This window comes from Sphingomonas hankyongi (assembly GCF_023516575.1).
GTDB classification, from domain to species: Bacteria; Pseudomonadota; Alphaproteobacteria; order Sphingomonadales; family Sphingomonadaceae; genus Sphingomicrobium; species Sphingomicrobium hankyongi.
Genome location: NZ_JAMGBE010000001.1, coordinates 438,024 through 461,072, shown reverse-complemented (window position 1 = coordinate 461,072; position 23,049 = coordinate 438,024). Strand labels below are relative to the sequence as shown.

The following is a 23,049-nucleotide window of genomic DNA, read 5'->3' as shown; positions in this document are numbered from 1 at the left end:
CTTAGCTCGCGAGGTCGCGGACCAGTTCTTCCCAGAACAGCACGTCGTCATACATCGCGCGGACCGGGATACGCTCGTCCAGTCCATGCGCACGCTCGTCGTCCGGGCTGATTCCGAAGGCTCCATCGGTTCCGTAAACCGGTATGCCCACCGCGCGGAAGAATGAGGCGTCGCTGGTTCCGGTCGACATGGACGGGATGACGGCCATGTCCGCGCCGTAGAATTTGGTGACGGCTTTCCTGACCGCTGCTGTGACGTCGTCACGCAGGGGCAGGACCGGCGTCGGCTGGCCGATGAACTCCGGATCGGGGACGATCTCCACATTGGGCCCCACGAGCTGCTGAAGCTCGGCCTGGACGTTCTTGGGCTCCGTCCCGGGCATCATCCGGCAATTGACCACGGCAGTCGCGCTTTGCGCGAGAGCGTTGTCGGCGTGACCGCCCTTGAGCATCGTCGCCACGCAACGAGTGCGCGTCAGGCCGACTTCGAGAGGATTGGCCTCGATAAGGTCGGCCGCCTGCTCGTCCTTCTCGTTTGCCAGCCACCTCCGCATGGCATCCCCAAGCGCGCCCTTTTCGGCCTTTTGGCGCTCGTGGAAGTAGGCGCGCGTCGTGGGGTTGAGCTGTGGCGAGAAACGGTAGTTCTGGAGCTTCTTCAGTGCGTCTGCGAGCTCATAGATGGCGTTGTCCGGCCGAGGGCGGCTGCTGTGCCCGCCGCGGTTGTGAACGGTCCAGAAGTAAGTTTGGTAGACCTTTTCTGCTGCGCCCAGGGAGAAACCGAGCGGGCGGCCCTCCTTGTCGAACGATGCGCCGCCGCCGTCCGCGTTAAGAGCGAAGTCGGCGTCGATAAGATTGCGCCACTTCGTCGAGGCGAAGAGCGCCCCGTTCATCTTGGTCTCTTCATCTCCGGTGAAATAGAGGATGATGTCCCGGTCCGGCCTGAAGCCTTCCTTCTTCAGCTTCACCAGCGAAAGCGTGGTCGCGACGATGCCGTTTTTCATGTCGGACGTGCCACGCCCGTAGAAATAGCCGTCCTTCTCGATGAACTGGAAGGGATCCTGCTTCCAATCCTCACGCTTGGCCTCGACCACGTCCATGTGGCCAATGATCAGCATCGGCTTCTTGGTCGCTTTGGCTGCCTTCCAGCGGAAAACGAACGCCGCGGTCTTGTCGCCGTTGAGCCCCTCGTAGGGGATGATCTGCATATCCGATGCCGGGAAACCGCCGGCCTTAAGCTGGTCCGCCACGAGCTCGGCCACCCGGCCCACCTGGCCGCGACCCACGACCGAAGGGGTTTCAATCGTCTGCTTGAAGAACTCGCGCGTCTTGGCCTGCCAAGTCGGATCAAGCTTGGAAGGAACGTCGATCGGAATTGCGGCGAACGCGACGCTGGACGACAAGGCAACGGCAAGTGCGGCGACAAAGCGCATAAAAGAATCTCCCCTCGAGGCGGCGCACGCTAGGTTGCATTACGCAACCGTCAAGCCGCTACGCCATGGCCCTCGGCAAGATATTCGGCGCTTCGCATTTCCTCGAGCCTACTGACGGTCCGCTGGAACTCGAAGCTGCCGTCGCCTGACGCGTAAAGGCCGGCCGGTTCGGCATCGGCCGCGGCCAGCAGCTTCACCTTATGCTCGTAAAGCGCATCGATGAGCGTGACGAACCGCGCGGCCTCATTGCGCATTTCGGGCCCCATGACCGGGATGCCGACGATGATCACCGTGTGGTAGCGTCTCGCGATCGCGAGGTAATCCGCCGCGCCCCGAGGCTCGCCGCACAGCCGCTTGAATGAGAAGACCGCGACACCCTTCAGGCTTTTCGGCACGTGCAAGGTCCGGCCACCGCCGACATCGAGATCTTCGGTCGGAACCTTCGCCCGGTCCTCCACGGGATAGTCGGTCAGTTGGAAGAAGGCGCGGCTCAGGTCGGCGGTTGCCTTCGGGCCGTTGGGCACATGCCATACGTCGACGCCTGTCAAGCGATCGAGCCGATAGTCAGTCGGTCCGTTGACCTCGACCACGAGCATGCACCGCTCCACCAGCCCTATGAAGGGCAGGAAGAGCTCGCGATTGAGCCCGCCCTTGTACAGGTCCGTTGGTGGGCGGTTCGACGTCGTGACCACCATCACCCTGAGATCGAGCAACTTCTCGAATAGTCGCGATAGGATCATCGCATCCGCAGGGTTGGTAACCTGCATCTCGTCGAAGCATAGCAAGCTCGCTTCAGCAGCGATTTGTTCGGCGACCGGCTCGATTGGGTCGCCCTCTTCTTTCGCTCTGGCGTTCTTCAGACGCGCATGTGTCTCGATCATGAAGGCATGGAAATGGACCCGGCGCTTGGGCTCGGTCGCGATCGTGTCGAATGCAAGATCCATCAGCATCGACTTGCCCCGTCCGACACCGCCCCAAAGATAAACCCCTGCGGGTCCATCGCTTTCCTTACCGAACAGCTTCGAAAGGAAGGATCTTGGGGAGGCAGCGGCCGCTAGCCGATCCAGTGCCGCGACCGCTCTCGCTTGAGCCGGATCGGCCTTCAGCTCGCCCGCCGTGAGAAGCTCGTCATAGGCAGCCCGGACGGGTCCGATCATGCCGGGGCGTTGCGCTCACGGATGCGCCTCAACGTACCGCTGAAGCTGTAGCAATTTTCGCCGTTCTGCTTGACCACGCCCTGGAGAAAAGCATGTCCCCGCGTCTCTCGTACCAGCTCGACATGCGCGTCGAGCGGCGGCCCGGGCTGACCGCGGGCGAGAAAATGGGTGGTCAAATCGAGTGTTACGAAATGCCCCGGCGCCATGCCGGCGCACAGACCGCCCGCGAACATCGACATGTCGATGAAGCTCATGACCGAGCCGCCGTGCAGCGATCCGCCCATGTTCATATGCGCCTCGGTCGGAAACATGCGTGCGATGCCCCGGCCCGGCCCATCGGGCTTGAACAGCAGGCGACCAGTCGCGCCGGCAAAACTTCCGCGGGGAAAATCCCCCCAACTGTACCAGCCGGGATTGTCCGGATCGGGCGAGGCGCCTCGGGGGATGCCCGCCTGGTCGGCGGAGCCCGGGTTGCCAGTTGGAACGTCGCTCACGCGGCCCGTTCTGCGATCAGCTTTTTGGTCTCGGCGATAGCCTTGGCCGGATTTAGGCCCTTCGGGCACACGTTCGCGCAATTCATGATCGTGTGGCAGCGATAGAGCCGGAATGGGTCCTCAAGCTGATCGAGCCGCTCGCCGGTCGCCTCGTCGCGGCTGTCGGCCAGCCAGCGATAAGCCTGGAGCAGGATCGCCGGGCCTAGGAAGCGGTCGGCATTCCACCAGTAGCTTGGGCAGCTCGTCGAGCAGCAAAAGCAGAGGATGCACTCGTAAAGCCCATCGAGCTTGGTGCGATCTTCCGGCGATTGGAGCCGCTCGCGCGAGGGCGGTGGCGTCGCACTTTTGAGCCATGGCTGCACGAGCGCATATTGTGCGTAGGCATGGGTAAGGTCGGGAACGAGGTCTTTCACCACCTCCATATGCGGCAGGGGCGTGATTTGGACGTCGCCCTTCAAGTCTTCGATCGCCGTCGTGCAGGCCAGGCTGTTGCGGCCATCCATGTTCATCGAGCACGATCCGCAGATGCCTTCCCGGCAGGACCGCCGGAAGGTCAGCGTCGGGTCGATCTCGTTCTTGATCTTGATCAGCGCGTCGAGGACCATCGGGCCGCATTTGTCGAGGTCGATGGTGTAGCGATCGAAGCGGGGATTGGCGCCGCTGTCCGGATCGTAGCGATAGATCTTGAACGACTTTAGGCGCTTGCCCTGCTCGGGCTCGTAGGTGCGGCCCTTCTGGATCTTGCTGTTCTTGGGAAGCGTGAATTCGGCCAAGCGACAACTCCTTGCTTGGGCGGAGCCGCTAGCATGGGCGGAGCCTCAAAGAAAAGGCCGCCCGGCGAAGCGGACGGCCATGTTTCCCGATCGACGTCAGCGGTAGAGAAGCGCGCTCACCGCCTGCTGGATCAGCATGGTCCGCGGATCGACGCGATAGATGTACCCATCGCCATAATAGTAATTGCCGGCCTGCGGCAGGCCGTAGTGTGTGCGGATATCGTACGGGATCTGGTTGTAGTTCCAGGCATAGCCGTAGCCGGTCGGGAAGCGCTGACCGACGTTGTAGAGCTTCTTCGCCTGGCCGGGCGGAAGACAGCCATTGTTCTTCTTCGCCAGCCCTGGCGGACAACCGCCTGCGCCATATCCGACTGGGCCCGCGGCGCCGTAAGCATGCGGGTTGCCGTGCCCTTGACCCTGACCGTGACCCTGTCCCGGCTTCGCGAATGTCGGCGCGGCCAGCGAAACCGCTGCGGCGCCCGCGATCAAGAATAGTTGTTTCATAGGTCGTCATCCTATTGTTCGCGACATGAACGAACTTTGACGCTCGTTGTTACATCAAAAGCCACGGCTCCTCGGTTGCCCGACTCTTTCCACGGGGCTAGAGCGCCGCCCACGTACGCGCCGCACCTTGGCGCACCCGGAACATAGAGGAAAGCACCAGCGAAAATGGCCCGCAAGAAAATTGCGTTGATCGGCGCCGGAATGATCGGCGGAACCCTCGCTCACCTCGCGGCGATGCGCGAGCTTGGCGATATTGTCCTATTCGACATTGCGGAGGGCATTCCGCAGGGGAAAGCTCTCGATCTATCCCAATGCGGACCGATCGACGGGTTCGACGCGAATCTCAAAGGCACCAACGAATACGCCGACATCGCCGGCGCAGACGTCGTGATCGTCACTGCCGGCGTGCCGCGCAAGCCCGGCATGAGCCGCGACGACCTTCTCGGCATCAACCTCAAGGTGATGAAGCAGGTCGGTGAGGGCATCAAACAGCATTGCTCCGACGCCTTCGTGATCTGCATCACCAATCCGCTCGACGCGATGGTCTGGGCGCTGCGCGAATTCTCCGGCCTTCCGCACAACAAGGTGGTCGGCATGGCCGGCGTCCTGGATTCGGCGCGCTTCGCGACTTTCCTGGCGCAGGAATTCGGCGTGTCGGTCAGGGACGTGAATGCCTTCGTGCTCGGTGGGCATGGGGATACGATGGTCCCGGTCACCAGCTACACCACCATTTCCGGCATCCCGGTCGACGATCTGGTCAAGATGGGCCGGTCGACGAAGGAGCGCATCGACGAGATCGTGAAGCGCACGCGTGGTGGCGGCGGTGAAATCGTAGCGCTGCTGAAGACGGGCAGCGCTTATTATGCGCCGGCAACGTCCGCCATTGCGATGGCCGAAGCCTATCTGGGCGATCAGAAGCGGATCCTTCCCTGCGCCGTCTATGTCGACGGCAAATATGGTCTCGACGGTCTTTACGTGGGGGTTCCCACAGTGATCGGTGCCAACGGCGCTGAAGAAGTGATCGAGATCGCGCTGGATGACGAAGCCAAGCAGAACTTCCAGGTTAGCGTCGACGCGGTGAAGGAGTTGCTCGAAGCCTGCAAGCAGATCGACGAGAGCCTCGTCGCCGAGGCAATGGCGTGAGCATCCTGGTCGACAGGAATACGAAGGTCATCACCCAGGGGATGACCGGAGAGACTGGTACGTTCCACACGCAGCAAGCGCTTTCCTACGGGACGCAGATGGTCGGAGGAGTCACTCCAGGCAAAGGCGGTACAGAGCATCTCGGCCTTCCCGTGTTCAACACGGTCGAGGAGGCCGTGGCGAAAACTGGCGCCACGGCATCGGTTATCTACGTGCCGCCACCATTCGCGGCGGATTCGATCCTCGAAGCGATCGACGCCGAAGTGCCGCTCATCGTCACGATCACCGAGGGCATTCCGGTTCTCGACATGGTCAAGGTCAAGCGCGCCCTGTCGGGTTCGAAATCGCGGTTGATCGGCCCGAACTGCCCGGGGGTTCTCACTCCGGACGAGTGCAAGATCGGCATCATGCCGGGCAACATCTTCAAGAAGGGCAGCGTCGGCGTGGTCAGCCGCTCCGGCACGCTAACCTATGAAGCGGTATTCCAGACCACCAATGAAGGCTTGGGCCAGTCGACCGCGGTCGGCATCGGAGGCGATCCCGTGAAGGGGACCGAGTTCATCGACGTCCTCGAGATGTTCCTCGCCGACGACGAGACCAAGTCGATCATCATGATCGGGGAAATCGGCGGCAGCGCCGAAGAGGATGCCGCCCAGTTCCTCGCCGACGAAGCGAAGCGCGGCCGCAAGAAGCCCGTTGTCGGCTTCATCGCCGGGCGCACGGCCCCTCCGGGACGGCGCATGGGCCACGCTGGCGCAATCATCTCCGGCGGCAAGGGCGATGCGGACAGCAAGATCGCCGCGATGCAGGCCGCTGGAATAACGGTTAGCCCGAGCCCATCTGAACTGGGCCGGACCCTCAGGGAGCTGCTGGCAACGGCGTAATCGATGGCAGACGAACAAGCCTTCATGATCGAGCGAGAAGCGGGTCCGAGCTGGGCGCGCCCGAACTGGCCGTTGTCTGACCTGGACGAGATCAACCTTGGGCTGGATCCTACGCAGGCGACGATCGAGAAATTAAAGTCTGCGGTTGCGGAAAGGGCGGCGACTGCAGGCGCCAAGCCTGACGATGTCCGCCGCGCGGCGGAGGACAGCATCCGCGCGATGATGCTGATCCGTACTTATCGCGTGCGCGGTCATCTTGCGGCGGATCTTGATCCGCTCGGCCTCTCCAAGCGGGAAATCCCCGCAGACCTTACGGCCGCCTATCACGGGTTTTCAGACGCTGACCTGGACCGGCCGATCTTCATTTGCGGAGCGCTTGGCCTCGAGACGGCAACGGTGCGCGAGATCGAGAAGATACTTCGAGAGACCTACTGTGGTCACATCGGCTTCGAGTACATGCACATCAACGACCTGGAGGAGCGGCGCTTCATCCAGGAGCGAATTGAGAAGCCCGAGGACACGGTCCAATTCACTCCCGAGGGCAAGCAGTCGATCCTGACCAAGGTGATCCATGCCGAGCAGTGGGAGAAGTTCCTCGCCCGCAAATATGTCGGGACGAAAAGATTCGGCCTCGACGGTGGGGAGAGCGCGGTCCCTGCGCTCGAGGCGGTGATCAAATATGGCGGCCAGTTCGGCGTCGAGGAGATCGACGTCGGCATGGCGCATCGCGGTCGACTCAACGTCCTCTCGAACGTGATGGGCAAGCCGGCGCAGGCCATCTTCCACGAGTTTGCCGGCGGGGCGACCAATCCTGCCGACGTCGGGGGCTCGGGCGACGTCAAATACCATCTCGGGACATCGTCGGACCGGGAGTTCGACGGCAACAAGGTGCACCTGTCGCTGCTTCCGAACCCGTCCCACCTAGAAGCAGTTGACCCAGTCGTACTTGGCAAGGCGCGGGCTTCGCAGACGATCAAGGGCGATCCGGAAGGCGATACCGTCCTGCCAATCCTGCTGCATGGAGACGCCGCGTTCGCCGGGCAGGGCGTGGTGTGGGAATGCCTGAGCTTTTCCGGTCTTCCCGGCTACGGCACCGGCGGCACGATCCATTTCATAATCAACAATCAGGTCGGCTTCACGACCAGCCCGCAATTCGGCCGCTCCTCGCCATATCCTTCGGACGTGGCCAAGGGCATCCAGGCGCCGATCCTGCACGTCAATGGCGACGATCCCGAGGCGGTGACCTGGGTCTGCAAGCTGGCCATCGAGTTTCGGCAGGCGTTCAACCGCGACATCGTCATCGACATGTGGTGCTACCGGCGCTTCGGCCACAACGAAGGCGATGAGCCGAGCTTCACCCAGCCGCAGATGTATGCTGCGATCAAGAAGCATCCGCCGATCAGTGAGATCTACGGGAAGCGTCTCATCTCCGAGGGCGTCGTCGATCAGGCCTGGGTTGAGCGCGAAACGAAGGATTATATCGCTCACCTCGAGCAGGAGTTCGAGGCTGCGGTATCCTATCTGCCGAACAAGGCGGACTGGTTCGAAGGCCGCTGGGCGGGCCTCGGGCGGCCGGAGGAGCCGGTGCTTGGGCGCCGCAACATCCAGACCGCCATCGGCGATGCGGAGGTCGAGCGCCTTGGTCAGGTCCTGACCACGGTTCCTGCGGGCTTCAACATCCACAAGACGCTGCAGCGCATTCTCGACGCCAAGAAGCAGATGTTCGAAAGCGGCGAGGGGTTCGACTGGGCGACGGCCGAAGCGCTCGCCTATGGAAGCCTGCTCGCCGAGGGTCAGTGCGTTCGCCTTTCGGGCCAGGACAGCGGCCGCGGCACGTTCAGCCAACGCCACGCGGTTTGGGTCGATCAGCAAAGCGGCGAGAAATATATTCCGCTTACGACTGCTGGCGGCGGGCGTTTCGAAGTCCGCGACAGCCCGCTTTCGGAGTTCGGCGTCCTCGGCTTCGAATATGGCTATTCGCTCGCCGATCCGCGCACGCTTGTGTTGTGGGAAGCCCAGTTCGGCGATTTCGCGAATGGGGCGCAGACCATCATCGATCAATTCATAGCCGCCGGCGAAGCCAAGTGGCTCCGCGCCAGCGGCCTCGTCATGCTGTTGCCGCACGGCTTCGAAGGGCAGGGGCCGGAGCACAGCTCGGCTCGGCTGGAGCGCTATCTGCAGCTATGCGCCGAGGATAATATCCAGGTTGCCAACTGCACGACGCCTGCCAACTATTTCCACATCCTGCGCAGGCAGATGCGGCGCGATTTCCGGAAGCCGCTCGTGATGATGACGCCGAAGTCGCTCCTGCGTCACAAGCTTGCGGTTTCGACCAAGGCAGACTTCACCGGCGAAAGTCATTTCCGCCGTCTTTTGTCCGATCTGAATGGGCCTGCGGAAGGCGAGACGCGACGTCTCGTCCTGTGCTCGGGCAAGCTTGCCTACGATCTGATGGAAGCGCGCGACGCCGGCGGAGATCTCGGCGTGGAGATCGTTCGCGTCGAGCAGCTCTATCCGTTCCCGTCCGAACCGTTGGTCAAGCGCCTCAAGGCCATGCCGAAGCTTCAGGACATCGTCTGGGCGCAGGAAGAACCACGTAACAATGGCTCATGGTTCTTTGTCGAGCCTTTGATCGAGGCAGCTCTCGCCGAGGCCGGCTTCGATCGGTTGCGGCCGCAATATGCGGGTCGCGACGCTGGCGCCTCTCCGGCGACCGGGCTTGCCAAGCGGCATGCCGCGGAGCAGGCGGCCTTGATCGCCGCCGCGCTCGGTCATAGCAGCCACTCCGCAAGCCCGGCCGTGGCCGCCGAATGAAGGATTAGAATGGCAACCGACGTCCAGGTCCCCGCGCTCGGGGAATCGATCACCGAAGGCACGCTCGCCCAGTGGCTGAAGAAGCCTGGTGAAAACGTGGCGGCCGATGAGGCAATCGCCAGCCTCGAGACGGACAAGGTCACCGTGGATGTGCCGGCGCCCGCTGCTGGAGTGCTGACCGAGCAGCTCGTCAAGGAAGGCGACACCGTTGCCGTGGGCGCAGTGATCGCGCGGATCGGCGAAGCGGCGGAAGCTGCTGCTGCTCCGGCGCAGGAAGTGGCAGACGCCACCACCAATCCGGCGGGAGCTGGCGAGACGCCGGCCTTGCGCGGCGATGAGCATGCGCCGGATGCCAACGACGATCACATCACCACCTTGTCGCCCGCGGTTCGCCGTGCCGTGCTCGAATATCACGTGGATCCGAGCAAGATTAAGGGCACGGGCAAGGATGGCCGGCTGACGAAGGACGACGTGTTGGCGGCCGCGCAATCGCAGAAGGACGGCGAGACGGCGCGAGCCCCCCAGCCGGAGCCGGAGGTTCGCGCGTCCGCGCCCGCTCCACAGGCGAAGGCAGTGCCGGCTCCCGCAGTCGGAGATCGGCACGAAGAGCGAATCAAGATGTCGCGCCTACGTCAGACGATCGCCCGGCGCCTTAAGGAAGCGCAGAATACGGCGGCGATGCTGACGACGTTCAACGACGTCGACATGTCAGCGGTGATTGAGGCGCGGGGCCGCTACAAGGACCTGTTCGAGAAGAAGCACGGCATCCGGCTGGGTTTCATGGGCTTCTTCGTCAAAGCGTGCGCGCTTGCCGCGAAGGACGTGCCGGCGGTCAACGCGAGCATCGAAGGCGACGAGATAGTCTACCGCGATTATCTCGACGTTTCGGTAGCGGTATCCGCGCCCAAGGGTCTCGTTGTGCCGGTGGTGCGCAATGCCGATAAATTGAGCTTCGCGGAAATCGAAAAGACGATTGCCGATTACGGCAAGCGGGCAAAGGAAGGCACGCTTTCGGTCGATGAGATGACCGGCGGCACGTTCACCATCTCCAATGGCGGGGTGTTCGGTTCGCTACTTTCGACGCCGATCATTAATCCGCCTCAGTCCGCCGTGCTGGGCATGCATCGGATTGAGGAGCGGCCGGTCGTCAAGGACGGGCAGATCGTTGCTCGTCCGATGATGTATCTGGCGCTCAGCTACGACCATCGGCTGATTGACGGCCGCGAAGCCGTTACTTTCCTGGTGCGCGTCAAGGAAGCGATCGAGGACCCAACGCGGCTGCTGATCGATCTCTGATCCGGGACGTAAAAATCAGAATGCGATGTTGCGCGTGATGCGCCAGGCGCGGCCGTCACGGTGCCAGACGGTTAGATAGCGCCCCGTTGCGCTCTTGATCTTGCCGTCCCGCCTCACGGTCATCGTCGCACTTCCCCATTCATAGACGTCATCGGGGTCGGCTGCAGCACGACCGTCGCTGCTGATGCGGGCCTTGACCACCTGCGCGGATCGCGGCCTTGCGTACATCGCGCGAACGGCGTCATGGCCGACGATCGTCGACCCGTCCGGACCGATGAAGATTCCGCCGTCAGCGTAAGGCGCGCTCAGCTTATTTGCGTCACCCGTGACGATAGCGGTCTCCCATTCGGCATTGGCCCTATCGATGAATGGCGCGGCGGCAGCGAGGGCTTGCGCCTTCCAGTTCGGCGCGGCGGCAATCAGAACGGGAAGTGCGCAAAGCAACGCGACCGAACGGCTTTTTATCATGGCGTCAGGGTTAATTGGCGCTCGTGCCGACCGCAAGCTCGGGAACGCCAAACGATGCCGGCGCGGGGCTGGCTGAGTACGACAGAAATAGGCCGGGGTGGATTCAAGGCCGGTGCCCGCTTATGTCGCGCGCCAAAGCATCGTCCCCCGAAAGAGAAACATGGCTGAATATGATTTCGACGTCTTGGTGATTGGCGCCGGCCCCGGCGGCTACGTCGCCGCGATCCGCGCCGCGCAGCTCGGCCTTAAAACGGCTTGCGCGGAAAGCCGCGACACTTTGGGTGGCACATGCCTCAACGTCGGCTGCATTCCGTCAAAGGCATTGCTCCACGCTTCCGAATATTATGAGGCCGCCGCGGGCGGTGCGATGGCCAAGATGGGCATCAAGGTCACGCCGGAGCTGGATCTCGAGGCCATGCACGGCCAGCGCAAGGATGCTGTGAAAGGCCTCACTGGCGGCATCGAGTTCCTGTTCAAGAAGAACAAGGTCGAGTGGCTGAAGGGCCATGCGAGCTTCGAAAGCGGCGATACCGTAAAGGTCGGCGATCGCACGGTCCGCGCAAAGAACATCGTCATCGCAACCGGCTCATCGGTCACGCCGCTCCCCGGCGTCGAGATCGACGAGAAGATCGTCGTCTCATCGACCGGCGCGCTAGAGCTGGAGAAGGTGCCCCAGCATCTCGTGGTGATCGGCGGGGGAGTCATCGGCCTCGAGCTTGGCAGCGTCTGGCGCCGCGTGGGCGCAAAGGTCACCTGCGTCGAGTTTCTCGACCAGATCCTCCCCGGCTTCGACGACGACGTTCGCAAGGAAGCGAACAAGATCTTCAAGAAGCAGGGCGTCGAGTTCAAGCTCGGAACCAAGGTGACGGGCGTCAAGGTCGACGGCGGGAAAGCCAGGCTGACTGTGGAGCCCGCCAAGGGCGGGGCCGCCGAGACGATCGAAGCGGATGCCGTCCTTGTATCGATTGGGCGGCGGCCCAACACCGAAGGTCTCGCTCTCGACAAGGCAGGCCTCCAGGCGAACCAGCGCGGGCAGATCGAGACCGATCACGACTTCCGCACCAGCGTCAAAGGCATCTGGGCGATCGGTGACGTGATCCCCGGCCCGATGCTTGCTCACAAGGCTGAGGATGAAGGCATCGCCGTCGCGGAGAATATCGCGGGGCTCACCGGCATCGTGAACCACGACGTCATTCCGAGCGTCGTTTACACCATGCCGGAGATCGCCGGCGTCGGCCTCACAGAGGCACAGGCCAAGGAACATGGCGAGGTCAAGGTCGGCAAGTTCCCCATGCTCGCCAACAGCCGCGCCAAAACCAACCATGAGCCCGACGGTTTCGTGAAGGTCATTGCGGACGCCAAGACCGATCGCGTCCTCGGCGTGTGGATGATCGCCTCCGTCGCGGGGACCATGATCGCCCAAGCCGCTCAGGCGATGGAGTTCGGCGCGACCAGCGAAGACATCGCTTACACCTGCCACGCTCATCCGACGCATAGCGAGGCGCTCAAGGAAGCGGCGATGGCGGTCACCGGGAAACCGATCCACATCTGAGCTGCTAGGCCGGCACCTCGGTAAAGGGTCTCGGTTCTTCCGGGTCGGTTTCTCGCGCCGCGAGGTTCCTTTCCCACAGGCCAACGTCCAGCCAACCGCCGAGCTTGAAGCCCACGCGGCGATAAGTGCCGACCTGGGCGTATCCCAGCCGTTCGTGGAGGATGACGCTCGCCGCGTTCGGCAGCGTAATGGCGCCTATTGCGGCGACATAACCTTGCCCCTCGAGCACTGTGAGCAGCCTTGCCAAGAGGTCCCGGCCAATGCCCTGACCGCACATGTCGGCCGAAAGATAAATGCCGGTTTCGACAGTCCAGCGATATGCGGGCCGCGCGCGGAAGGGCGAGCTTGACGCAAAGCCGCACGCCTTGCCGTCAACTTCGGCGATGAACCATGGATAGTATCCAGGCCGATCGCCAGTCAGTCGACGCGCCATCTCATCCGCTTCCGGAGGGATTTCCTCGAAGCTGATCCGGCTATCCGTAACGTAGGGAGCGTAAATCCCTGCAAGCGCCGCTGCGTCGTCTGCCCGGGCGGGCCGAATTAGGACAGCCACGCCTTCACCAGGTCGAGGAGGCCCACGTCGCGCGGACGAAGCGCCACGGATGTTACCGGCGGACAGGCAAGGCAGCGCGCCTGAATAGTCGGACCCGAAAGGATCATCCTTAGCTCATAAAGCGCGGCGCTGAGTTGCGCCTGAGGCTGGCGCGCGAATGCCGCAAATGCGTCGCTCGTTTCCGCGGGCTCGCCGGACTCCTCGCCAGCCAGCGTCTCCACCAGCTCCTCGCGGAAGCTCTTGGGTGGCTCGAGGTAGCGGACGTCGCGTTCGTCACCGAGCTTGGCGAGCTCGGCCGCCTTGGCGATTGCTTCGTCCATGCCGCCGAAGCCGTCTACGAGACCGAGCTGGCGAGCGGTTCCGCCGTCCCAAACGCGGCCCTGCGCGATACGATCGATTTCGCTGGGACTCTTCTTCCGCGACTTCGCCACAATGTTGAGGAACCGTGCGTAGGTCGCTTCGACGCCGGTCTGGATGAGCTGGTTCACTTCAGGCGAGGGGCCTTTCAGCAGGTCCGGTTCGCCGGCAAGTGGTGTCGTCTTCACGCCGTCCGCGCCCAGACCCAGCTTCTGCAGGGTCCCCTGGAAGCTGGGGAGAACGCCGAAAACTCCGATCGAGCCCGTGATCGTCGAAGGCTCGGCAAAGATATAATCTCCCGCGGTTGCCACCCAGTAGCCACCGGAAGCGGCGACGCTACCCATCGAGATGACGATCGGGATGCCGCTTTCCTTCGCTGTGAGAAGGGCGTCGCGAATGCGCTCAGAAGCTAAGACCGAGCCTCCGGGACTGTCGACGCGAACCACGAGGGCTTTGAGTCCTCCATCCTGCAGGCCGCGCTCGATCGCATGGGCGATCGTGTCCGCGCCCGCGGTGCCGGGGGCAGCTTCCCCGTCGACGATCATGCCGGCGACGGTGACGATTCCGATCGGCCCGTCCGGATCGCGATCGACCTTGTCGCTGATGTAAGCCGGAAGCTTGATTCGCTTGAAACCGGCCTCGTCGTCGGCGTCCTCGCCTCCGAGCTGCGCCAGCCGCGCCTCGAAAGCGTCGCGACCGCCGATCTTGTCGACGAGATGAGCCTGGATCGCCGCCTTGGCCATGTCGCCATTGGCGCGGGCGACTGCGCCCGGCAGGTCTCGCAGGATGGCGTCGACATCGGCATTGGGACGGGCCTGGCGGATCGACTGCCGCCACGTCTCCAAGGTCGCTTGGCCCAGCGCAAGCGCATTCTCCTTGGCTTCCGGAGACATGTCTTCGCGCATGAACGGCTCGACTGCCGCCTTGTACGTGCCGACGCGGTAGATATTGGCGGTGACGCCGAGCTTGTCGAGCAATCCCTTGTAGTAGAGGTTGGATCCGCCAGGTCCGGTCACAACTACGGCGCCGAGCGGATTCAACCAGATTTCAGACGCGGCCGCGGCGAGCTGGTAGCTGTCGTTCGTATATCCGGTCGCATAGGCGACGACCGGCTTACCCGACGCGCGCACGCGGCGGATCGCGTCGGCGACGTCGCCGATTGCCGTCTGTCCGCCACCGGTGAAGCTGTCGAGGTCGAGCGCCAGCGCCTTGACCCTTTTGTCGGTGCGCGCGGAGTCGATTGCAGCGACGAGGTCGCGCAGCCTGTGCTCGCGGATCACAGTCCCCCCGGCTGCGAGGTCGGCCCAATCCATCCGCGCCGGCTGCTCGACGACGTTGCCGGTGAGCGCCAGGTCGAGAACGCCCTCCCCGATGGGAGCGGGCCGAGCGGAAAGTGCCGCGTAAAGGGCACCGAAGAAAAGCAGCATGAAGATCAGGACGAGTGCGTCCTTGATCCCGACAAGCAACTTCCACACCGCACGGACGAACTTCATCTTCGCTCCTCAACTTGCTCGTGCCCCGGTAGCGGACGCGAGGCGGCCCGGCCAAACCTTTTCGACCGGAGTCCTTGCAGCTACGCGCGGCAGCTGTGGAGAGCGATGCCGAGATTTTACCGGTCGCCGGGCGAAGCGAGTGGCGCGACGAGCTTCGCGCCATGTTTTCGCTGGCCTGGCCTCTCATGCTCGCGAACCTGACGACCCAAATCATCACTGCGACCGACGTCTTATTGATGGGATGGCTCGGCGCGACCCAGCTGGCCGCCGCTACGCTGGCGCTGAATCTGACTTACACGTTCAACCTGCTGTTGCTTGGCCTCTTGATAGCCTCCTCACCCATGATGGCGACGGCGCTGGGTCAACGGTCCAATGCTGTCCGGGACGTGAGGCGGACGTTCCGCGCCGGCCTTTGGCTGCTTGCTTTCACCCTGCCGCCCTATTGGTTGCTGCTCTGGCATGTCGGCGACATCATGCGGGCGCTCGGCCAGACGGAGGAGCTGGCTAGCCAGGGGCAGACGTTTCTGCGCGCTTACATGTGGTGCACGGCGCCGTGGTTGCTCTTCCAGCTGCTGAGAAACTTCGTTTCAGCACTCGAGCGGCCAGCCGTTGTCTTGTGGCTCAGCGTCGCCGGCATAGGTGTGAATGCGGCGCTTAGCTGGGCGTTGATCTTTGGCCATTTCGGTCTGCCCGCCCTCGGACTCGTCGGCGGGGGGCTTGGCAGCACCCTGACGTGGGCGACGATGTGCGGCGCCCTCATCCTATTCGTATCGAGCGATCGGCATTTTCGTCGTTTCCATCTATTCGGCCGTTTCTGGCGGCTCGACTGGGAGCGCACGCTGGCATTGGTGCGGCTCGGTTGGCCGATCGGCGCCACGATGGCGCTCGAGATGGGCGTATTTGCGCTTGCCGCCTATTTTATGGGCTGGATCGGGACACCGGCGGTCGCGGCCCATGCCGTTGCGCTTCAGCTCGCTGCGCTGACGTTCATGGTCCCTCTCGGCCTTGGGCAAGCCGCTACGGTTCGGGTGGGCCTGGCGCTCGGCCGCGGAGACCGGGCCGGCATCGCGCGCGCCGGCTGGACGGCGTGGATCGTAGGCGTCGGATTCATGGGAGCCATGGCCCTCATCATGTGGATTGTGCCGCGCGCGCTGGTCACGCTGTTCCTTGCGGACGTGCCCGAAAACGCGGTGGTGATCGGTCTTGCGGTCGGCTTCCTGCGCGTCGCAGCGGCATTCCAGCTCGTGGACGGCGCACAAGTGATAGGCGCCGGCATGCTTCGCGGGCTTCGCGACACCAAGTGGCCGCTGGTCTTCGCGCTTGTCGGCTATTGGGTGGTGGGCCTCGGCATCGCCCTTTGGCTGGCCTTCAGCCTCGATTGGCGCGGCGTCGGCATCTGGATCGGCCTCGCCAGCGGGTTGGCAGCGGTCGCCGTCTTGATGATCTGGCGTTGGATCATGCGTGAAAGTCTCGGGCTGACCCATCTTCGGCACGGCTGAAAAAAGTCCGTCTCGTCACCCGTTGACAGATGAACAGCCGACAACCACATGCGCGCCATCGCTGGCACTCTCGTGGGGAGAGTGCCAACGGAAGTTTAACTAGAGAGAAAGAGGGGGTTAAGACCCATGGGTTTCAGGCCGCTTCATGACCGCGTCCTCGTCCGTCGAGTCGAGGCTGATGAAAAGACTGCAGGCGGGATCATCATTCCCGACACCGCCAAGGAAAAGCCGCAGGAAGGCGAAGTCGTCGCCGTCGGTGGCGGCGCCAAAAGCGAAGAGGGCAAGGTTACGCCGCTCGACGTCAAGGCTGGCGACAAGATCCTGTTCGGCAAATGGTCGGGCACCGAGGTGAAGATCGACGGTGAAGACCTGATCATCATGAAGGAAAGCGACATCCTCGGAATCGTGGGCTGAGCCTTCGCTTCCAAACAGCAACGCAAATCTGAGAACGAAAGGGTAGCCAAATGGCAGCCAAGGACGTGAAATTCAGCCGTGATGCGCGGGAGCGCATCCTCGCCGGCGTCGACATTCTTGCGAATGCCGTGAAGGTGACGCTCGGTCCCAAGGGTCGCAACGTCGTCATCGACAAGAGCTTCGGCGCTCCGCGCATCACCAAGGACGGCGTCACCGTCGCCAAGGAGATCGAGCTCAAGGACAAGTTCGAGAACATGGGCGCGCAGATGGTCCGCGAGGTCGCCTCGAAGACCAACGACATCGCTGGCGACGGCACGACGACCGCGACGGTGCTTGCGCAGTCGATCGTCCGCGAGGGCATGAAGTCGGTCGCAGCGGGCATGAACCCGATGGACCTCAAGCGCGGCATCGACCTCGCCGTCGGCAAGGTCGTCGAGGACCTCAAGAGCCGTTCGAAGGACGTTTCCGGCTCCAACGAGATCGCACAGGTCGGAATCATCTCCGCCAATGGCGACAGGGAAGTCGGCGAGAAGATCGCCGAGGCGATGGAGAAGGTCGGCAAGGAAGGCGTGATCACCGTCGAGGAGGCCAAGGGTCTCGAGTTCGAGCTCGACGTCGTTGAGGGCATGCAGTTCGACCGCGGCTATCTGTCGCCCTACTTCATCACCAACCCTGAGAAGATGCAGGTCGAGCTTTCGGATCCCTATATCCTGATCCACGAGAAGAAGCTCAGCAACCTGCAGGCGATGCTCCCGATCCTGGAAGCGGTTGTTCAGAGCGGCCGTCCGCTCCTGATCATCGCCGAGGACATCGAGGGTGAAGCTCTCGCCACGCTCGTCGTCAATAAGCTGCGCGGCGGCCTGAAGGTCGCAGCGGTCAAGGCTCCGGGCTTCGGCGATCGCCGCAAGGCGATGCTCGAGGATATCGCGATCCTCACCGGCGGCGAGATGATCAGCGAAGATCTCGGCATCAAGCTCGAGAATGTGACGACCAACATGCTCGGCCAGGCCAAGCGCGTCACGATCGACAAGGACAATACGACGATCGTCGACGGCAACGGCACCCGGGAGAATATCGAGGGCCGTGTCGGCGCGATCCGCCAGCAGATCGAAAGCACGACTTCCGACTATGACCGCGAGAAGCTGCAGGAGCGGCTGGCGAAGCTCGCCGGCGGCGTGGCGGTGATCAAGGTCGGCGGCGCGTCCGAAGTCGAGGTGAAGGAGCGCAAGGATCGCGTTGACGACGCTCTCCACGCGACCCGCGCCGCGGTCGAGGAAGGCATCGTTCCAGGCGGCGGTACTGCGCTGCTTTATGCGACGAAGGCGCTCGAAGGCCTCAAGGGCGAGAACGACGACCAGACTCGTGGCGTCGACATCATCCGCAAGGCGCTGCAGGCTCCGGTCCGCCAGATTGCGGAGAATGCCGGTCATGACGGCGCCGTGGTCGCGGGCAAGCTGATCGACGCGGCCGATGCGACGCTCGGCTTCAATGCCCAGACGGAGGAATATGAGAATCTCGTCCAGGCAGGCGTGATCGATCCGACCAAGGTCGTCCGCGCGGCTCTTCAGGACGCAGCCTCAGTCGCTGGCCTGCTGATCACCACCGAGGCGACCATTGCCGAAGCCCCGGACGACAAGCCGGCGCCGGCGATGGCCGGTGGCGGCATGGGCGGAATGGGCGGAATGGACTTCTAGGTCCGGAGCTCACTCCGACGAATTGGAAGGGCCGGGGCTTTGCTCCGGCCCTTCTTCATTTTGGGCGAGCCCGTTGAGCATTTCCTCGGCCTCGTTGAGCTGCGCGGACTCCGCGGATGTCGGTGCCGGAGGTTCCTTGTCGCGGCACGATGCGATCAGAAGGGCTGCGCAAAGGAACAGAGGTCTGAGGATCGGCATCTCGGTGCTTAACGTCTTTCGCGTTTCAACGGTTCGTCAACGAAACTTCCTTATCTGCGGGTTACCTTTGCGGGTGAAGGGGTTGCGTGGGTGTGGATCTCGTAGTGTGGCCGTTGCTGTTCATGCTCCTGTGGGCCTGGATCCTGGTGCTTGGCATCAAGGGTCTCGTCGGCCGCATGGCGCAATTCTGGACTTGGCTGTGCACGCCGTGGGGCAGCACTGGCGATCTGTTCCCGACACTGCGCGGTTCGATGGGCCAGTCTTGGTCGGACGAGGAATATCGCCAGCTCTCGGCTCGCGCGGCACGAACGCCGGTTCCCGCCATCCACAACGTCACCCAAGACATGCAGCAGGCGCTCGACGAAGAAAGGCGGATGGCGGAGCGTCTCGGTCGCGATATCGCCGACTGGGAGCATGCCATCGAGCAGCTGAAGCGTGCGGCCGATGATTGGACGGAGAAAGCGGCGGTCGCACTTTCCCACGAGCGCAATGATCTTGCGCGCGCTGCGATCGAGGAGCGCATGCGGACGCAGCAACGCGTCGCCGACCTCGAAAAGGATGTCTCCCAGATGCGGCGCCTGCTTACGACGCACGCGAGCGACATCCAGAGCCTGGAGATCAATCTCAGCGGCATTTACCGCCGCAATCATATGGCGGAGACGCGCCTTCACGCTGCCGAGAGCAGCGCTCGTGCGCGACAACTCCTGTACGGCGAGCACGTGAAGGACGCCCTCAGCCGCTTCGAGGAACTGGAACGCGCCGCCGATCGCGCCGAGGGTCATGCGGATTCGCTCGCCCTGGGGTCTCAGCCGGCGCAATTCGACCGGATGGCTGTCGATGCTCATTGGCCGCGCTGAGGCCAGCTGGCGGATTTGGGCGCAAGCGCATCGCATCCTGAAGCGCGGCGATGCTCCGCGCATAAAAAAAGGGCCGCCCGGCATCCGGACGGCCCATCTCCGAAAAAGGCTCGGAACTAACGCAACTTAGTGCGCAGCGTTGTCGGCTGCGTTCTCGAGTGCCTCACCGGCGTTGTCGACGGCGTTGCCCGCATCCTCGACGGCGTTGCTCGCAGCGTTCAGCGCGTTGTCGGCGCTCGTCGCGGCGTCGTCGGTGGCCGCGTTGACGTCGGCTTCCGCGTTGTTCTCAACCGCAGTCTCATTGGCGGCGTTGTTATCGCCAGCATTGTTCTGGCACGCGGCGAGGCCGAGGCCGAGAAGAGCAACAGCGGTCAGTGCAACCTTCTTCATGTTCGTTTCACTCCCTTCATTGATGCCATGGGGACAGGCATCTCCCCCGACTCTCGCGATTCGCCAGAGCCGAATGTCCTGGCATAGCTACAATCCCTAGCAGTGCACAAGACATCAATGTTTGTATTCGAATTGACCATATAAAGATATCTTTATATCGTTATCCGGTGACTGCGACCTTCCCGCTTGCTGACCGCTTCCAGGCGCTCGCAGACCCTACACGGCTGCGGATCCTGGGTCTGTTGCGGCAGATGGAGCTCTCGGTCGGCGAACTTGCGCAGGTTCTTGGCCAGAGCCAACCGCGCGTCTCTCGCCATCTCAAGATCCTCGCCGACGCCGGCGTTCTCGAGCGCCGGAAGGAAGGCAGCTGGGTTTTCCTGACACTGTCCCATGAAGAACAGGTCAGTCCGATGTTCGCGCTGATCGAACTGTGGGCGGATGCGGGAACTGAGGGCTTGTTTGCGGCAGACGCGGCTCGTCTGGAGGTCGTTCGCGCCGAGCGCGCCGAGGCCGCCGCGCGATATTTCAGCGCCCACGCGGGAATATGGGACCAGATCCGCTCGCTTCATGTCGCAGAGGCTGATGTCGAGAAAGCGATCGATCGCACCCTGGGCAAGCGTCCGCTGGGCCGACTCGTAGATATCGGAACCGGCACCGGCCGGATGATCGAGCTATTCGCGCCACGCGCCGCTTATGCCATCGGCATCGATAAATCGTCGGAGATGCTTCGGCTTGCTCGCGTGAAGCTAGAGGAGGCCGGCGTAAGCTCCAACCTTCGGCAGGGAGACATGTACGCCTTGCCCCTGCAGGACGAGAGCGCCGATTGCGTGATCATCCACCAGGTCCTCCACTATGCGCATTCGCCCGCGGCTGCGATCTCCGAGGCCGCGCGCGTGCTCAGCCCCGGCGGAACCTTGCTGATCGTCGACTTTGCGGCGCACGACCGCGAAGAGCTTCGGGAGACGGACGCGCATATCCGTCTCGGCTTCGATGATGAATCGATTAGGGCCTGGTTCGCTGCTGCGGGTCTCGCCTTGAATCACGTCGAGCATCTGCCAGGGGGCGAGTTGACCGTCGCGCTTTGGCGCGGCGCCAAGTCCGAGCAGCAGCAACGCGAACGGAGGGCCGCATGAACCGGCATCCGTGGGAACAGCTGCGTCATCACGAGCCATTGTTTGCACAGGCTCGCGGGGACATTGCCGTGAGCTTCGAATTCTTCCCGCCGAAGTCCGATGCGATGGCCGAGACGTTGTGGTCGTCGATCCAGACGCTTGCCCCGCTCGAGCCTCGTTTCGTGTCGGTAACCTACGGCGCCGGCGGTTCGACAAGAGAGCGCACTCACGCGACGGTGGAGCGCATCCTGAAGGAGACGTCGCTTACGCCCGCCGCGCACCTCACCTGCGTCGGCGCCCCGCGCGACGAAATCGACGCAATCGCGCGGGAATATTGGGATCTCGGCGTTCGCCATATCGTGGCTTTGCGGGGCGATTCGCCCGAGCCCGGCACGAAATACCGGCAGCATCCGCAGGGTTATCGCGACGCTGCTGACCTGGTCGCCGGGCTTAAGCGCGTCGCTCCATTCGACGTATCGGTCGCTGCCTATCCGGAGGTGCATCCCGACTCGTCGTCGCGGGCGTTCGATCTGGAGAACCTCAAGCGCAAGGTGGATGCAGGCGCGGACCGGGCCATCACCCAATTCTTCTTCTCTGCAGACTGTTACTTCCGTTTCCAGGATGAAGCTGCCGCGGCCGGAATCGAGATCGAGATCGTCCCCGGCATCCTTCCGGTCTCGAACGTCGCGCAGACGCGCCGGTTCGCGGAAATGTGCGGCGCGGCGATCCCGGACTGGCTGAACGGCCTTTTTGAAGGTCTCGACGACTTGCCGGCGGCGCGGCAGCTGATCGCGGCCACGGTAGCGGCGGAGCTCTGCGGTCAGCTCTACGCTGGCGGCGTTCGCCACTTCCATTTCTACACGCTCAACAGGGCGGAGCTAAGCTACGCGATCTGTCACCTCCTCGGTGTGCGGGCGCGGTGAGCAACAGCGCGAACTTGCGCGCCGCCGCGGCGAAGCGGGTCCTGATAAAGGACGGGGCCTACGGCACGCTGATCCAGGCGCACAGGCTGCAGAGCGCGGATTTTTGCGCCGGTCTCGACCTCATAAAGGATCAGCGCGGAAACAACGACCTTCTCAATATCACGCAGCCTGAGGTGGTGCGGTCGATCTGTGAAAGCTTCGCCGAGGCGGGGGCGGAGATTCTGGCCACGAACACGTTCAACGCCAATGCGATCAGCCAGGCCGACTACGCAGCGGAAACGCTCGTGTCGCGGATCAATGAAGCGTCGGCGAGCATCGTCAGGGAAGTCGCCGATCGTTATTCCGCTCGCGACGGCAAGGCGCGCTGGATCGCCGGGGCGCTCGGGCCGACGAACAAGACGCTGTCGCTTTCGCCGAACGTCAACGATCCGGCTTATCGCGAAGTCGACTTCGACCAGGTCAAGGCCGTCTATCGCGAACAAATCGACGCGCTGGCGAGAGGCGGTGTCGACTTCATCCTCATCGAGACGATCTTCGACACGTTGAACGCGAAGGCAGCGATCATGGCGACGCTGGAGGCGGAGCAGGCGCTCGGCCGCGAGCTGCCGTTGATGATCTCGATGACGCTCACCGACCTGTCGGGGCGCAATTTGTCCGGACACACGGTCGAAGCCTTCTGGGCGAGCGTTCGGCACGCAAAACCGGTCACCATCGGGCTCAACTGCTCGTTCGGAGCATCCCAGCTTCGACCGCACCTCGCGGCGCTGGCGTCGATCGCCGACACCCTGGTCATGGCTTACCCCAATGCCGGGCTGCCCAACGAATTGGGAGAATATGACGAAGCGGCGGCCGAAACTGCCGCGCAAGTTCGCGACTGGGTCGAAGGCGGCCTGGTCAACGTCGTCGGCGGCTGTTGCGGCACTACGCCGCAGCACATCGCCGCAATCGCCGGGGCGGCGCGTGATTGCACGCCGCGCGTCGTCCCGGCGGCACGAGACGGCACCTTGCTGGCCGGCCTCGAGCCTATGCTGATCGCGGCCTGAGG

Annotated in this window: 22 protein-coding genes; 12 read left to right on the top strand and 10 right to left on the bottom strand. The window is 63.2% G+C overall.

Translation table 11 applies throughout. From position 1 onward, the window contains the following. Position 1 precedes the first annotated feature (1 nt). From LZ538_RS02415 to LZ538_RS02395, 5 genes are all read right to left on the bottom strand, one after another. A complete protein-coding gene (locus LZ538_RS02415) occupies positions 2-1,429 on the bottom strand; it encodes a M20/M25/M40 family metallo-hydrolase (RefSeq protein ID WP_249830400.1) in 1,428 nt (475 codons plus the stop codon). Positions 1,430-1,479: 50 nt separating this feature from the next. Then, on the bottom strand, positions 1,480-2,586 hold the full coding sequence (gene zapE / locus LZ538_RS02410) for a cell division protein ZapE (protein WP_283937535.1): 1,107 nt from the start codon (positions 2,584-2,586) through the stop codon (positions 1,480-1,482). Next, positions 2,583-3,080: a PaaI family thioesterase gene (locus LZ538_RS13330; protein WP_249830399.1), complete on the bottom strand. Its 498-nt coding sequence runs from the start codon at positions 3,078-3,080 to the stop codon at positions 2,583-2,585. The genes zapE and LZ538_RS13330 overlap by 4 nt, the downstream gene beginning before the upstream one ends. Beyond that, positions 3,077-3,853: a succinate dehydrogenase iron-sulfur subunit gene (locus LZ538_RS02400; protein ID WP_283937534.1), complete on the bottom strand. Its 777-nt coding sequence runs from the start codon at positions 3,851-3,853 to the stop codon at positions 3,077-3,079. The genes LZ538_RS13330 and LZ538_RS02400 overlap by 4 nt, the downstream gene beginning before the upstream one ends. A 96-nt stretch (positions 3,854-3,949) precedes the next feature. Next, entirely contained in the window at positions 3,950-4,357 is a 408-nt protein-coding gene (locus tag LZ538_RS02395; protein WP_249830398.1) for a hypothetical protein, read from the bottom strand. Between the two features lie 165 nt (positions 4,358-4,522). On the opposite strand from LZ538_RS02395, the gene mdh reads away from it, so the two are divergent. The 4 genes from mdh to odhB are packed head-to-tail and all read left to right on the top strand — an operon-like array spanning position 4,523 to position 10,494. After that, positions 4,523-5,500: a malate dehydrogenase gene (gene mdh, locus LZ538_RS02390; RefSeq protein ID WP_249830397.1), complete on the top strand. Its 978-nt coding sequence runs from the start codon at positions 4,523-4,525 to the stop codon at positions 5,498-5,500. Then, positions 5,497-6,384 (top strand): succinate--CoA ligase subunit alpha, encoded by an 888-nt coding sequence (sucD, locus tag LZ538_RS02385; protein ID WP_249830396.1) that lies wholly within the window; start codon positions 5,497-5,499, stop codon positions 6,382-6,384. Before mdh ends, sucD begins: the two co-directional genes overlap by 4 nt. A gap of 3 nt (positions 6,385-6,387) precedes the next feature. After that, positions 6,388-9,198, top strand: coding sequence for a 2-oxoglutarate dehydrogenase E1 component (locus LZ538_RS02380; protein ID WP_249830395.1), 2,811 nt, complete (start codon positions 6,388-6,390; stop codon positions 9,196-9,198). Positions 9,199-9,207: 9 nt separating this feature from the next. Next, positions 9,208-10,494: a 2-oxoglutarate dehydrogenase complex dihydrolipoyllysine-residue succinyltransferase gene (gene odhB, locus LZ538_RS02375; protein WP_249830394.1), complete on the top strand. Its 1,287-nt coding sequence runs from the start codon at positions 9,208-9,210 to the stop codon at positions 10,492-10,494. A gap of 15 nt (positions 10,495-10,509) precedes the next feature. Here odhB and LZ538_RS02370 read toward each other — a convergent pair whose 3' ends face one another. Then, positions 10,510-10,962, bottom strand: a complete 453-nt coding sequence (locus LZ538_RS02370; RefSeq protein ID WP_249830393.1) for a YybH family protein — start codon at positions 10,960-10,962, stop codon at positions 10,510-10,512. A 160-nt stretch (positions 10,963-11,122) separates the two neighbouring features. Here LZ538_RS02370 and lpdA point away from each other — a divergent pair, with 160 nt between their 5' ends. Beyond that, the gene (gene lpdA / locus LZ538_RS02365; protein WP_249830392.1) at positions 11,123-12,514 is read left to right on the top strand and encodes a dihydrolipoyl dehydrogenase; all 1,392 of its coding nucleotides are present in this window, start codon (positions 11,123-11,125) and stop codon (positions 12,512-12,514) included. 4 nt (positions 12,515-12,518) lie between these two features. On the opposite strand, the gene LZ538_RS02360 is transcribed toward lpdA, so the two are convergent. Both LZ538_RS02360 and sppA read right to left on the bottom strand, forming a co-directional pair. Then, positions 12,519-13,067 (bottom strand): GNAT family N-acetyltransferase, encoded by a 549-nt coding sequence (locus LZ538_RS02360; RefSeq protein ID WP_249830391.1) that lies wholly within the window; start codon positions 13,065-13,067, stop codon positions 12,519-12,521. Beyond that, on the bottom strand, positions 13,055-14,917 hold the full coding sequence (gene sppA, locus LZ538_RS02355) for a signal peptide peptidase SppA (RefSeq protein ID WP_249830390.1): 1,863 nt from the start codon (positions 14,915-14,917) through the stop codon (positions 13,055-13,057). Before sppA ends, LZ538_RS02360 begins: the two co-directional genes overlap by 13 nt. Positions 14,918-15,012: 95 nt before the next feature. Between sppA and LZ538_RS02350 the strand changes: the two genes are divergently transcribed. From LZ538_RS02350 to groL, 3 genes are all read left to right on the top strand, one after another. Next, positions 15,013-16,416: an MATE family efflux transporter gene (locus tag LZ538_RS02350; protein ID WP_249830389.1), complete on the top strand. Its 1,404-nt coding sequence runs from the start codon at positions 15,013-15,015 to the stop codon at positions 16,414-16,416. A 126-nt stretch (positions 16,417-16,542) separates the two neighbouring features. After that, complete coding sequence (gene groES / locus LZ538_RS02345) at positions 16,543-16,830, top strand: co-chaperone GroES (RefSeq protein WP_249830388.1); 288 nt, start codon at positions 16,543-16,545, stop codon at positions 16,828-16,830. A gap of 50 nt (positions 16,831-16,880) precedes the next feature. Next, positions 16,881-18,524 (top strand): chaperonin GroEL, encoded by a 1,644-nt coding sequence (groL, locus tag LZ538_RS02340; protein WP_249830387.1) that lies wholly within the window; start codon positions 16,881-16,883, stop codon positions 18,522-18,524. A 9-nt stretch (positions 18,525-18,533) separates the two neighbouring features. On the opposite strand, the gene LZ538_RS02335 is transcribed toward groL, so the two are convergent. After that, a complete protein-coding gene (locus tag LZ538_RS02335) occupies positions 18,534-18,722 on the bottom strand; it encodes a hypothetical protein (RefSeq protein WP_249830386.1) in 189 nt (62 codons plus the stop codon). Positions 18,723-18,808: 86 nt separating this feature from the next. Between LZ538_RS02335 and LZ538_RS02330 the strand changes: the two genes are divergently transcribed. Next, positions 18,809-19,579: a PspA/IM30 family protein gene (locus tag LZ538_RS02330; protein WP_249830385.1), complete on the top strand. Its 771-nt coding sequence runs from the start codon at positions 18,809-18,811 to the stop codon at positions 19,577-19,579. Positions 19,580-19,705: 126 nt separating this feature from the next. Here the strand turns inward: LZ538_RS02330 and LZ538_RS02325 are convergent, their stop codons facing one another. Next, positions 19,706-19,969: a circumsporozoite protein gene (locus LZ538_RS02325; RefSeq protein ID WP_249830384.1), complete on the bottom strand. Its 264-nt coding sequence runs from the start codon at positions 19,967-19,969 to the stop codon at positions 19,706-19,708. A gap of 167 nt (positions 19,970-20,136) precedes the next feature. Here LZ538_RS02325 and LZ538_RS02320 point away from each other — a divergent pair, with 167 nt between their 5' ends. The 3 genes from LZ538_RS02320 to LZ538_RS02310 are packed head-to-tail and all read left to right on the top strand — an operon-like array spanning position 20,137 to position 23,047. Next, a complete protein-coding gene (locus tag LZ538_RS02320) occupies positions 20,137-21,102 on the top strand; it encodes an ArsR/SmtB family transcription factor (protein ID WP_249830383.1) in 966 nt (321 codons plus the stop codon). Next, entirely contained in the window at positions 21,099-22,004 is a 906-nt protein-coding gene (gene metF / locus LZ538_RS02315) for a methylenetetrahydrofolate reductase [NAD(P)H] (RefSeq protein ID WP_249830382.1), read from the top strand. The genes LZ538_RS02320 and metF overlap by 4 nt, the downstream gene beginning before the upstream one ends. After that, the gene (locus tag LZ538_RS02310; RefSeq protein ID WP_249830381.1) at positions 22,001-23,047 is read left to right on the top strand and encodes a homocysteine S-methyltransferase family protein; all 1,047 of its coding nucleotides are present in this window, start codon (positions 22,001-22,003) and stop codon (positions 23,045-23,047) included. The genes metF and LZ538_RS02310 overlap by 4 nt, the downstream gene beginning before the upstream one ends. Positions 23,048-23,049 lie beyond the last annotated feature (2 nt).

Coding starts and splice junctions, on each gene's coding strand:
- LZ538_RS02370 (WP_249830393.1), bottom strand. CDS start 10,962: ATGATAAAAAGCCGTTCGGTCGCGTTGCTTTGCGCACTTCCCGTTCTG.
- groL (WP_249830387.1), top strand. CDS start 16,881: ATGGCAGCCAAGGACGTGAAATTCAGCCGTGATGCGCGGGAGCGCATC.
- mdh (WP_249830397.1), top strand. CDS start 4,523: ATGGCCCGCAAGAAAATTGCGTTGATCGGCGCCGGAATGATCGGCGGA.
- LZ538_RS02335 (WP_249830386.1), bottom strand. CDS start 18,722: ATGCCGATCCTCAGACCTCTGTTCCTTTGCGCAGCCCTTCTGATCGCA.
- metF (WP_249830382.1), top strand. CDS start 21,099: ATGAACCGGCATCCGTGGGAACAGCTGCGTCATCACGAGCCATTGTTT.
- zapE (WP_283937535.1), bottom strand. CDS start 2,586: ATGATCGGACCCGTCCGGGCTGCCTATGACGAGCTTCTCACGGCGGGC.
- odhB (WP_249830394.1), top strand. CDS start 9,208: ATGGCAACCGACGTCCAGGTCCCCGCGCTCGGGGAATCGATCACCGAA.
- lpdA (WP_249830392.1), top strand. CDS start 11,123: ATGGCTGAATATGATTTCGACGTCTTGGTGATTGGCGCCGGCCCCGGC.
- LZ538_RS02395 (WP_249830398.1), bottom strand. CDS start 4,357: ATGAAACAACTATTCTTGATCGCGGGCGCCGCAGCGGTTTCGCTGGCC.
- LZ538_RS02380 (WP_249830395.1), top strand. CDS start 6,388: ATGGCAGACGAACAAGCCTTCATGATCGAGCGAGAAGCGGGTCCGAGC.
- LZ538_RS02415 (WP_249830400.1), bottom strand. CDS start 1,429: ATGCGCTTTGTCGCCGCACTTGCCGTTGCCTTGTCGTCCAGCGTCGCG.
- sppA (WP_249830390.1), bottom strand. CDS start 14,917: ATGAAGTTCGTCCGTGCGGTGTGGAAGTTGCTTGTCGGGATCAAGGAC.
- groES (WP_249830388.1), top strand. CDS start 16,543: ATGGGTTTCAGGCCGCTTCATGACCGCGTCCTCGTCCGTCGAGTCGAG.
- LZ538_RS02325 (WP_249830384.1), bottom strand. CDS start 19,969: ATGAAGAAGGTTGCACTGACCGCTGTTGCTCTTCTCGGCCTCGGCCTC.